The organism is Mesorhizobium sp. M7A.F.Ca.CA.001.04.2.1 (assembly GCF_003998485.1).
Classification (GTDB): Bacteria; Pseudomonadota; Alphaproteobacteria; order Rhizobiales; family Rhizobiaceae; genus Mesorhizobium; species Mesorhizobium ciceri.
In genome coordinates, this window is record NZ_RZQT01000075.1 from 19,889 (window position 1) to 30,417 (window position 10,529).

Annotated in this window: 9 protein-coding genes; 7 read left to right on the plus strand and 2 right to left on the minus strand. The window is 61.1% G+C overall.

Going from position 1 to position 10,529, the window contains the following annotated elements:
* Positions 1-187 precede the first annotated feature (187 nt).
* The 7 genes from EN955_RS22160 to EN955_RS22190 all read left to right on the plus strand — a co-directional run bounded on the left by EN955_RS22160 (position 188) and on the right by EN955_RS22190 (position 8,749).
* Positions 188-1,375 carry a porin gene (locus EN955_RS22160; protein WP_024505106.1) on the plus strand — a complete coding sequence of 396 codons (1,188 nt, stop codon included), beginning with the start codon at positions 188-190 and terminating at the stop codon, positions 1,373-1,375.
* A gap of 500 nt (positions 1,376-1,875) precedes the next feature.
* Entirely contained in the window at positions 1,876-2,667 is a 792-nt protein-coding gene (locus EN955_RS22165; protein ID WP_013529886.1) for an AraC family transcriptional regulator, read from the plus strand.
* A gap of 238 nt (positions 2,668-2,905) precedes the next feature.
* The gene (locus tag EN955_RS22170) at positions 2,906-3,796 is read left to right on the plus strand and encodes an aromatic ring-hydroxylating dioxygenase subunit alpha (protein ID WP_024505105.1); all 891 of its coding nucleotides are present in this window, start codon (positions 2,906-2,908) and stop codon (positions 3,794-3,796) included.
* A gap of 379 nt (positions 3,797-4,175) precedes the next feature.
* Positions 4,176-5,195 (plus strand): BMP family protein, encoded by a 1,020-nt coding sequence (locus tag EN955_RS22175; protein ID WP_013529887.1) that lies wholly within the window; start codon positions 4,176-4,178, stop codon positions 5,193-5,195.
* Positions 5,196-5,227: 32 nt separating this feature from the next.
* Positions 5,228-6,751: an ABC transporter ATP-binding protein gene (locus EN955_RS22180; protein ID WP_024505104.1), complete on the plus strand. Its 1,524-nt coding sequence runs from the start codon at positions 5,228-5,230 to the stop codon at positions 6,749-6,751.
* A 62-nt stretch (positions 6,752-6,813) separates the two neighbouring features.
* On the plus strand, positions 6,814-7,824 hold the full coding sequence (locus tag EN955_RS22185; RefSeq protein ID WP_245462092.1) for an ABC transporter permease: 1,011 nt from the start codon (positions 6,814-6,816) through the stop codon (positions 7,822-7,824).
* On the plus strand, positions 7,817-8,749 hold the full coding sequence (locus EN955_RS22190; RefSeq protein ID WP_013529890.1) for an ABC transporter permease: 933 nt from the start codon (positions 7,817-7,819) through the stop codon (positions 8,747-8,749). The genes EN955_RS22185 and EN955_RS22190 overlap by 8 nt, the downstream gene beginning before the upstream one ends.
* A gap of 10 nt (positions 8,750-8,759) precedes the next feature.
* Here EN955_RS22190 and EN955_RS22195 read toward each other — a convergent pair whose 3' ends face one another.
* Together EN955_RS22195 and EN955_RS22200 are read right to left on the minus strand one after the other, a co-directional pair.
* Positions 8,760-9,680 (minus strand): ABC transporter permease, encoded by a 921-nt coding sequence (locus EN955_RS22195; protein ID WP_024505102.1) that lies wholly within the window; start codon positions 9,678-9,680, stop codon positions 8,760-8,762.
* Positions 9,680-10,529, minus strand: an 850-nt coding sequence (locus tag EN955_RS22200; RefSeq protein WP_164769898.1) for an ABC transporter permease, incomplete at its 5' end; no start/stop codon positions are given. The genes EN955_RS22195 and EN955_RS22200, both read right to left, overlap by 1 nt.

Here is a 10,529-nt window from a genome sequence, read left to right on the forward strand (position 1 = left end):
TACATCCACCGCCAAGTTTGTCGTCCGAGCCATTTTGCAAGCAATTTCCGTCGATTGACGGAAGTGGCGCCTTCGGCTGCGGACGGCAGGAGGAGCTTGGATCCATGGGTGCGGCGTTTTCCGGGGAGCGGGTTGCCAGCCTCGAAAGATACCCTGGCTTTTTTTGATCTTTTGAATGGAGAGGAAAATGAACATCAAGAGCCTTCTTTTCGGCTCAGCTGCGGCTCTGATCGCAGTTTCCGGTGCGTGCGCCGCCGACGCCGTCGTTGTTGCCGAGCCGGAACCCGCTGAATACGTCAAGATCTGCGACGTCTACGGCGCTGGTTACTTCTACATCCCCGGCACCGAAACCTGCCTGCGCATCGGCGGCTATGTCCGCTACGACGTCGGCGTGGGTGATGCCGGTTCGTTCGATGGCGTCAATCACGTTCCTGACAGCATGGGCGAAGACGACCACTCGACCTACTGGAAGAATGCCCGCTTCAACCTGAAGACCTGGACCGGCCAGGAAACCGAACTCGGCACGTTGAAGACCTACACCGAGACCCGCTTCAACTTCGGCAACAGCTTCGGCGACTATGCCAACCAGGCCACGACCAACGACAGCCGCAACAACTGGCAGGCCCGCAACACGGGCATTACGCTGAACTTCGCCTGGATCCAGCTCGGTGGTCTGCGCGTCGGTAAGGACGACCCGGCCTTCGACACCTTCATCGGTTACGCCGGCAACGTCATCAACGACACGATCGTCCCCTATGGCGGCTTCGACAGCAACGTCGTCCAGTACTACTTCGACCTCGGCAACGGTTTGTCGGGCGTGGTTTCCCTCGAAGAAGGTAGCGGCAGCGCTGGCCCGACCGGCGTCCCGCCTTTCACGTACATCAGTTCGGGTTACGACACGATCGACAGCTATGTCCCGCATGTCGTCGGCGGCGTGAAGTACACGCAGGGCTGGGGCGCGATCACGGGCGTCGCTGCTTATGACAGCACCTTCGAAGAATATGCCGGCAAGGTTCGCTTGGACGTGAACGCTTCGAGCGCTCTGTCTCTGTTCTTGATGGCCGGTTACGGCACCGACAAGAACATCGACCGCAACTTCTATAAGCAGTGGGGCGGCAACTGGACAGTCTGGGGAGGCGGCACCTACAAGTTCAACGAGAAGACCTCGTTCAATCTCCAGGTTTCCGCTGACGATGACAAGAATTACGGTGTCGCGGCAAACCTTGCCTACGATGTCGTCCCCGGCTTCACGGTCACGGCCGAAGTTGACTATAACCACGATGGCAAGTTTGGCCAGATTGATAACCGTAACTGGGTCGGCGCTACGAAAGAGAATAGCGTCGGCGGCCTCCTCCGCTTCCAGCGCGACTTCTAGCGGATTGTTGTAGCACTTCGCCGAAATATACGAATGCTCGCTGGGCAAGCCGGCCCAGTGAGCTCATCGGGTGGCTCCTCTCAAAATGCTTGAGTCCGTACCTCCAGGACCGAAGCGCGCCGCCGATGCGAAGGGCGCCTTTGACCAAGGCGCCCTTCATTCCGGCTATGTCCACCAGTGTGATCCCACCCGAGTGAAGACGAAGAGGAGGAGGTGGACGAACCTCTCTGCGCAGGCGGGACTGGCCAGCGCGGCTCGACGTCGATCTCGACAAGCCGTTGACCAGCGAGCGTTCAAGGGCGGCCTCTCTGGAGATCGCCTGGCGGATCGCCTCGGCTAGCCTGGGCCTGTGCGCGTGGAAGCATCGTTCTGCCGCCATGAGCAGGTTGATTGGCGGTATCTTGCGTCACGAGGCCATAGCTTCGACAATTGGAGACGCAGCCGGAACGCGGATCGACTTCATTTGCATGGCACCGGCAGTCTGACAGGGGGAAGCCGATATGCGCCTGCCACCGATCGACCTTAGCCGCGAGAACACCTTCGGCGAACTAACCTATGAGAATGGCGGCGACTACGGGCCGATCGGTGGCGACTATCTGGCCTTCATGCTTGTCCACGTCGGATCCCTGACGCTCGAGGCGGATGACAGCGTCCTGCAACTGGAGGCAGGACAATGTGCTCTGTCGCTCACGCGTGATCGCTACATGACGTCGGTGGCGCCGGAAACGCTGACCCATGTCAGCTGGTGCGATGGCCGGCCGCAGAACGCGGCGTGGCTGTACAAGGAGCGCGAGAAGTTCGCGCCGTTCATCGTCGCCTCGCCGATGGTCCACACCCTCATGCAGTTGGGTGTCGATCTTGGCCTCGGCGAGCGTGGCGGCCGCAGTGGTGTTCGCGAGTCGCTGACCAACGCCTTGCTCCACGCCTTCATCTACGAGGCCGAGGTGATCGAGGCGGAGCGGCCGATCCCGCAGACGATCCTGCAGGCACGCCGTTTCCTCGAAGAGAACTTTGCCGCCGATCTGTCGATCGAGCGGGTGGCGCAGCAGGTGCGCGTCAGCCCGCAATATCTGGTCTCGGCGTTCAAGAAACATCTCGGCATGACGCCGGCCAAATATCTGTGGCGTTGCCGCCTCGATTACGGCACGCATCTGCTGCAGCGGACAGGACTGTCGATCAGCGAGATCGCCTACCAGGTCGGCTACAAGAACCCCTATCATTTCTCGCGGCAGGTCAAGCTGGCGTTCGACTGTTCACCGACCGAACTCCGAGAGCAGAAGCGCAACGCCTGATGGTTGCCCACGTGCCTCCGGATGACGAGGCAAGCATTGCCTCCAGAACCGGGCGGGTGAACTGGCGATATGCTTTCCTCAAGAGCGGACATGGCGGTTTTCCAGGCACAGATGAATTGTCGGGCAATCAGGGTTGATCCGGCGTCAGGCAACGGACCGATGTCTTGCAACCTGGTTGCCGGTCGCGCCTTGGGCAGATCCGTTCACCGACAACAGACATTCCAGGCTGGACAGCACCATGAGCAATTTCTCTCATCTCGATCCCGTTGCGCTCAACGACTGGCATGTCGTCGCCTGTGTCGAGGACTTGCCGATCGATCGGGCGGTGAGGACGGTCCTGCTCGGTGAGCCGATTGCCGTTGGCCGGCGCGAGGGCAAGGCCGCCGTCTGGCAAGGCCACGCTACCGTCGAAGCTGCCCAAACAGAGCTACCTGTCATCGAGCGGTTCGGCTATGTCTGGACGACGCTCGGCACGCCGGAGCGCGACCTGTTCGAGATTCCGGAATTTTCCGAAGCCGATCGCCGCCACATCATCCAGGGCGTCGTAAGGGTAAACGTATCGGCGCCCAGGGCCGTCGAGAACTTTCTCGACATGGGGCATTTCCCATTCGTCCACACCGGCATTCTCGGCGAGGAGCCGCACACCGAGGTCAAGCCTTACAAAGTGCAGGTTTCGGCCGAGCCACCCGAAATAATGGTCACCGATTGCGAGTTCTACCAGCCGCAGGCGAATGCGGGTTCGACGACAGGGGCCGATACGGAATACATTTACCGGGTGCCGCACCCGTTCTGCGCCGTCCTTTACAAGACGGGGTCTCGGCAACGCGACCGACGCGACGTCATCGCGCTGTTCGGACAGCCGGTCGAAGAGGACTGGGTGCTCGTCCATATCGTCATCTGCTTGCTGGATGAGATCCGCGACCTCGCGACGCTGAGGCGATTTCATCAGACCATCCTGGGTCAGGACAAGCCGATCCTGGAGAATCAGGTTCCGAAGAGGCTGCCGCTGGATCCCCGTTCCGAGGTGCCGATCCGCGCCGACGCCGCGTCGGCCGCCTACCGCCGCTGGCTGCGCGAAAGGGGCCTGCGTTATGGCGTCGTGGCCGGCAACGGTATCGGCGCACACTAGAGCCGGATGATTTCAGGTCGAATCGACCTGAAATCGGAATCCGCCTCTAGATCAAAGAGATAGAGCATGATGTCTGGACAAACGGTTTCCGTTTGTCCGTGAAAACCGCTTCACACTTTTCGGCACTATGCTCTAGTCATGGGCGCATTTTCGGACATGATTAATTGTGGATATGCGCGAAAGAAATCGCAGCCATTGTTAGCCGACCTTCGCCGTGGAAGTTTCGGACCTAAGCCGGAAGACCGGCTGCCAACAACGCCATGGGGACGTTGTCCAGGCGATCGCCGCCTCCAAGTAGGCAACCGGAAAAGACAAGAACATCCGGATGACGACAAGGCGGCATTGGACAGTTCTCGGACTGGAATGAGAGGATCAAGCGATGACGAATACCATTACGCGACGCACGGCAATCCTGGGCACGGCGGGCGCCCTGCTTCTGTCGGGGCTTGTACGCTCATTCGCGGATGTCCCAAAGACGCTGAAACTGGCTGTTATCCTGCAGGACCTGCCTGACGTCGGCTGGGACCGGACGCTGCTCGACGCGCTTGAGCAACTGAAACAGGAAAGGCCCGAGGGGCTGGAGATTGCATGGGAACATACCGATCCGCTGTACGGAGACGATGCTGAGAACGCCATGCGTTTCTACGCAGAGAGTGGTGAATACGACATCATCTGGGGCCATGGCACCTATTCGGACCAGGTCCAGAAGCTGAGCGTCGAGTTCCCCGACCTGATGTTTGTTGTCACCGGCTCCGGCAATCACCCAGCCGGGCCAAATCAATACTGGATCTACAAGCGGCTGCATGAGCCTTCCTACCTGCTTGGGATGCTGGCTGGCCATACCACCAAGACAGGCATGGTCGGCATCGTCGGCACCTTTCCAGCCAATGACGTCAACGACCAGATCAATGCGTTCTTCGAGGGTGCAAAGTCGATCAGGCCGGACATCCAGCATCGGCTTTCGTTCATCGGCTCGTGGTCCGACAATGCGCTGGCGGCTGAGCATGCCAATGTGCAGATCGCGGCCGGCGCCGACGTCGTTTTCATGCTGACCGACAATTTCAAGCCCTGCCAGGAGCACAAGATCATGTGCTTCGCCAACATCAACGACCAGAGCAAGGTCGCGCCCGACGCCATTGCGTCCAGCGCCATCATCAGCTGGAAGCCCGATCTCAACTGGATCATCGGCGAATGGCTGAAACACAAGGCCGGTGCGCAATTCAATGGCAACGCCGAACCGAAATGGTTTTCGATGGCCGAAGGCGGCACCGACATCGCACCCTATCATGATTTCGACGGCAAGATCCCGCAGGCGGTGAAGGGCGAAATATCTGCCAAGCGGCAGGAGATTCTTTCCGGCAAGTTTGTCGTTCCGCTCAACACCGCCGAGGTGAAGTAAGACACATCAACCAGGCAGCCCGGTGCGACCCAATGGAAGACCTGCTGAACGTTCAGAACCTTACCAAGCGATTTGGCAGCGTCATTGCCAATGACGGGGTTAATCTCGATATCCGCAAGGGTGAGATCCACTGCCTTTTCGGTGAAAACGGGGCAGGCAAGTCGACGCTGTCGTCCTGCCTCTACGGCTACTACAAAGCCGATAGCGGCGAGATACGCTTCAAGGGCGAGGTGGTGGAATTGAACTCTCCCGGCGATGCCTTGCGGTTAGGCATCGGCATGGTTCACCAGCATTTCGTGCTGGTGTCGAACTTCACCGTGCTCGAAAACATCATCGTCGGCAGTGCCGATGTCGGGTTGCTGCTGAGGAAGGCCGATGCCCGCCGCAGGGTTCTCGGCCTCTGCAGGGACTGCGGCATCGACATCGACCTCGATCGCGAAATCTGGCAATTGTCGGTCGGTGAACAGCAATGGGTGGAAATCCTCAAAGCACTCTATTTCGGTGCCGAGCTGCTGATCCTGGACGAACCGACGGCGGTCCTGACGCCGCAGCAATCCGACCAGCTCTTCGTCATCCTTGATGGGATGCGCAAGCGTGGATTGTCGATTGTCCTGATCAGTCACAAGCTGCGCGAGGTGATGCAATCCGACAGGGTCACCATCCTGCGCAAAGGCAAGGTCGTCGCTACGGTGGACACCGCCAATACGACAGCCGAGGCGATTACCGCCCTCATGGTCGGGCACAAGGTGACGAAAAACGTCAGGGACAATTCCGTCACGCCGGCGGGAGAAATCCTCTCGGTCGAAAAGGTGTCGGCGGTTGGCGAATGGGGCGAGGATGTCCTCAAGGACGTGACGTTTACCGTCGCTGCCAACGAGGTTCTCGGGCTGGCTGGCGTTGCCGGCAACGGCCAGAAGGAACTGTTCGAGGTACTGATGGGAGTCCGCGCGCTTCAATCGGGCGGTTTCTCGCTGGAAGGAAGCCCGGTCACCGCGCCGACGTCTCGCCAGATTCTCGACAGCGGCGTGGGTTTCATTCCGGACGATCGTTTCCTCGAAGGGTTGATCCCGGAGTTCGGAACCGCCGAAAACCTTGTCCTCGGCTGGCAGCGATCGCCGGAATATTGTCGCGGTCCGTTCCTCGATCGCCGCAAACTGGCTGAGTTGGCGAGGCGCAAGATCGACGAATACAAGGTCGCGACCGCCTCGGCGGACCTCCCGGTGGAGCGACTGTCGGGGGGCAACGCGCAGCGTGTCATTCTTGCCCGCGAGTTCCAGCATGCGCGGCGGCTGTTGCTGGCCAACCAGCCGACGCGAGGGCTCGACGTTGCGGCCTCCGAATTCGTCTACGAGAAAATCCTGGAAAAGCGGGCCGCGGGCTTTGCGATCCTGCTCGCCTCAGAGGAACTCGAAGACCTGCTGCGCCTTTGCGATCGCATAGCGGTCATGTTCAAGGGCCGGATCATGGGCATCGTGCGACCCGAGGAGACCAGCCTCCTCGAACTTGGAATGATGATGGCAGGCGATGCCAGCCAGCTTACGCAGGGAATTCAATGATTTCATTTCAACGACGCTCGGGCAGCAGCCTGGGAAGGAACGTCGTCTGCTATTCGGCGGCGATGTCAGGTGCTCTCCTGGCTTCCGCTGTTTTGCTGAGGCTTTCCGGCGGCGATCCTGCAAGGGCCTTCACGGCCCTGATCGTCGGTGCATTCGGCAGCCAAGGCGCATTGCTCGGTTCGCTGGCGAAGGCGACCCCGCTGTTGCTTGTCGGGCTGGGCACGGTGTTCGCATTCAGGGCCAAGATCTGGAACATCGGCCAGGAGGGGCAGGTGTTCGCCGGCGCGATGGCCGCCTATTGGGTGAGTTTCTGGATAGCGCCATTGCCAGGCTGGCTGGCCGTCTGCACACTCGCGCTGGCCGGAATGGCGGGCGGCGGCGTGCTCGGCCTGTTGGCCGGCGCACTGAAAGCCAGGTTCGGCACCAGCGAGATCATTTCGACGGTGATGCTGAATTACGTCGTCATGTACCTGCTCGCCTACCTTCTCGATGGCGGCCCCTGGATGGCGACAGGCGTGACCGTATCCTATCACCAGTCGCCGCCCATCGATCCAAGTCTGGAGTGGCCGATCCTCTTGTCCGTTGGGGCGGGAAAGCTGCATGTCGGCTTCCTGTTCGCTCTCGCCGCCTCGGCATTCGCAGCGGTGCTGCTCGACAAGACGTCGCTGGGCTACGAAATCCGCGCGTTCGGCTCAAACCCGACCGCGCTGACGTTTCGCGGCACAAATGTGCGCCGGCTTCTGCTGACCGTCATGCTGATGTCGGGGGCCCTGGCGGGACTGGCTGGCGCCGGCGAGCTTTTCGGTGTCTCGCACCGGCTGCGTGCCGAGACGCTGCTTGGCATCGGCAGTTCGGGGATCGTCGTTGCCATGGTGGGAGGACTGCGCCCGAGCGGCGTGATGATCGCCGCCCTGTTCTTCGGCGCGCTGGAAAGCGGCACGATCTACATGCGGCTGAAGAGTGGCACGCCGGCAGGCCTGGTGTCGGCGATGGAAGGGCTGGTGCTTTTGTTCTTTCTCAGTGCCGCCGTCGCAACGCGCCTTCAGATCGTGAGGAGGGAAGTCCATGCTTGAGCTGCTGCAGGGCCCGCTTCTGATAAGCCTCCTGGCGGCGATGGTCCGCATTGCCACGCCATTGCTTTTTTCGGCAATGGGCGAACTTGTCACGCAGCGCGCGGGCATCTGGAACATCGCTGTCGAAGGCACCATGCTGATTGGCGCCATTGTCGCCTACATGGTTGCCTCAACAACCGGATCGCCTTGGCTGGCTCTGGCGATAGCCATCCTGGCCTGCGCCGCGAGCAGCCTGATCATGTCGTTCGTCACGATTGTTTTGAAGGCCGAGCAATTCGTAGCCGGCCTTGCCCTTAATCTCTTGGCATCGGGCGTGACGCTGTTCTGGTTCCAGGCCTATATTGGCGGTCGCGAGGCGCCGACCTTCATCGGCTTCGACCAGGTTCCGATCCCCTATCTGTCGGATATTCCGATCCTGGGGCCGGTGCTGTTTTCCCAACGCCTGCTGACCTATGTCAGCTTCCTGGTGCCCATCCTCGTCTGGTTCTTTCTCTACCGAACGAAATACGGCCTTGAGGTGCGCTGTGTCGGCGAAAATCCGAAGGCGCTTGACGTCAAGGGCCTGCACGTCGGCCTCAGGCAGTGCCTTGCGATCATGTTCGGCAGCATGATGTCCGGCTTCGGCGGCGCCTTCCTGATGCTTGGCTATTCGGACAAGTTCGTTCCCGATCTCATTGCCGGCCGCGGCTGGCTGGTCGTGGTCGCGATCATCGCCGGCAACTGGATGCCGTTCCGGATCGTTGGAGCGATCTTCATCTTCGCGTTTCTGGAGGCGTTGGGCATCCATGCGCAAGTGGTGGGGATTCCTGTCCCCCACCAGTTGTTCCTCGTCTTGCCCTATGTGGCGTCACTTGTGCTGCTTGCGGGCCTGCGGTCGCGCACCCATCAGCCCGTGGCGCTCGGCATTCCCTACAACAGGGAATAGACCCTGCTGCTCAACCCGCCGGGCGGAAAGGCTTTGCTAGCGAAGCCGGGAAGTGCAGCGCCAGCATTTGCCGGTTTCGCGAGATCAGCACCAGAACGATGATTGTCGCGAGATAGGGCAGGGCCGAGAGCAGTTCGGACGGCACTTCCAGTCCGAGCGCCTGTCCCTGCAGCTGGAGGATCGTCATGCCGCCGAACAGCCAGGCGCCAAGCAGGATGCGCAGCGGGCGCCATGTGGCGAAAACCACCAGCGCCAGTGCGATCCAGCCTTTGCCGGCAGTCATGTTCTCGACCCAGAGCGGTGTGTAGGCGACGGACAGATAGGCGCCCGCCAGGCCAGCCATCGCCCCGCCAAACAACACGGCCATGTAGCGGATCCTGATCACGGGATAGCCGATCGCATGCGATGTCTGCGGTGACTCGCCGATCGTTCGCAGGATCAGCCCGGCCTTCGTGCGGTAGAGAAACCAGCTGATGGCAGCGAACATCACCAGAGCCAGGTAGACCATCGGATCGAAGCGGAAGAGCAACGGACCGATCAGCGGCAGATCGGACAGAACAGGGACGTTGATGCCGTGCAGCGCCTCGATAGGCTCGCTGCCGAAGCCGCGGCCAAGGAAGGCCGACACGCCGGAACCGAAGATGGCCAGCGCCAGTCCGGCCGCATATTGATTGGTGAGGAAGCTCAGTGCCAGAACGCCGAACAGCAGCGAGGCGGCGGCACCTGCCAGGGCGCCAGCAAGGATCGCAACCGGCATTGGATAGCCCGCTGTGACGGCCCAGAAAGCCAATGCCGCGCCCATCAGCATCATGCCTTCGATGCCAAGGTTGAGCACGCCGGACTTCTCCACCACGAGTTCACCGAGGGCAGCGAATATCAGCGGCGTGGCGGCGATGACGGTGCCGGTGAAGATGGCGATGAACAAATCCATCAGGCTGTCTCCAGCGCGTGCGTGTCTCGGGCCGGCCGTATCAGGCGGATGCGATAAAAAATGAAGAAGTCGGCGGCGAGCAGGAAGAACAGAAGGATGCCCTGGAAGATGCGCGTCAGCGCCGAGGGCAGGCCCAGCGTCATCTGCACGCCTTCGCCGCCGAGGAAAAGCAGCGACATCAACAGCCCGCCAAGCACGATGCCGAAGGCGTTCAGCCGGCCGATGAAGGCAACGATGATGGCCGCGAAACCGTAGCCGGGCGAAATCTGCGGCGAGAGCTGGCCGAGCGGCCCGGCGGCTTCCGCCATGCCGGCGATGCCGGCGGCCGCACCACCCGCCATCAGCCCGATCCAGACGGCGGCAGATTCGCGAAAGCCGGCATAGCGGGCGGCAAGCGGTGCCGCTCCGCTCACCGACATCTTGTAGCCAAGGAAGCTGCGGTCAGTGAACAGCCACATCACGAACACGGCGACGACGGTGATGAAGATCGAAGGGTTGAGCCGATAGGCCGGGTCGAAGGATTCGAACAGGGCGGCTGTCGGCAGAAGTGCCGTCTGCGGGTAGTTGAAACCGGCCGGATCGCGCCACGGTCCATGCACGAGATAGGACAGGAACAGCGTCGCGATGTAGGTCATCATCAGCGTGACCAGGATCTCGTTGGTGTTCATGCGGGCGCGCAGGAAGGCAGGGATCGCCGCCCATGCCATGCCGGCGCCCATGCCGGCAACGAACATCAACGGCAACAGCAGCACGCTGTCCGGGTTCGGCCAGAAAAGACCGACGCCGCTCGCCGCAATCGCGCCCATGGTGAACTGGCCCTCGGCGCCGATGTTCCAGACATTGGCGCGG